This window comes from Polaribacter sp. BAL334, assembly GCF_015767435.1.
In the GTDB taxonomy this organism is placed as follows: domain Bacteria; phylum Bacteroidota; class Bacteroidia; order Flavobacteriales; family Flavobacteriaceae; genus Polaribacter.
Genome location: NZ_JADWOV010000221.1, coordinates 1 through 687, shown reverse-complemented (window position 1 = coordinate 687; position 687 = coordinate 1). Strand labels below are relative to the sequence as shown.

Annotated in this window: 2 protein-coding genes; both read left to right on the top strand. The window is 34.2% G+C overall.

Annotation, left to right across the window (positions count from 1 at the left end; translation table 11 throughout):
- A partial coding sequence (locus IU405_RS01975; protein ID WP_197436937.1) for a DUF4861 family protein occupies positions 1–449 on the top strand: 449 nt, incomplete at its 5' end.
- Positions 450–455: 6 nt separating this feature from the next.
- Positions 456–687, top strand: a 232-nt coding sequence (locus IU405_RS01970) for a PfkB family carbohydrate kinase (RefSeq protein ID WP_231749462.1), incomplete at its 3' end; no start/stop codon positions are given.

Here is a 687-nt window from a genome sequence, read left to right as displayed (position 1 = left end):
CCCACTGGAAAGCTGGTGAAAAAGAAATCAGTGAATCTAAAATTATCAGTTTAGATTATGGAAATAATTTATCTAAATTTGAAATTTCCATTCAAGGAACACCTGCAATTTCTGCTGGTTTGACATTGCATGAAAATGATGGAGCAGTTATAGTAAATGAAAAAAATTGTTGGATAAACTATTGGCAACCACATGGAGATTCTGAATTGGGAACAGCCATCGTAACAAAAAAGAAGCATTTTGCAGGTCAAGAAACATATGAAACAACTGCAAAAGACGAAAGCAATGCCTATATGCATTTGAATGTCATCAACAATAAAGTTGAATATTATGCGGGTTTTACTTGGAAAAAAAGCAATCAATTCGAAAATAAAAACGCTTGGGAAAACTATTTGACTGATTTTTCAAAAAAAATAGAAAATCCTTTGCTTGTTGACATCAAAAAATAAAATTCCATGAGTACAGTAGTTACCTTTGGCGAAATTTTAATGAGGCTTTCTCCACCTAGTCATTTGCGTTTGTCACAAGCCAACTCTTTTGAGTTGTACTATGGCTGTGCAGAAGCTAATGTAGCTGCATCCTTAGCTAAATTTAAACACGAAGTTAAATTTGTAACGTCCGTTCCGCAAAATGAATTAGGAGAATCCTCCATTAGCATGTTACGGTCTTTTGGTATTAGTCCGGTTG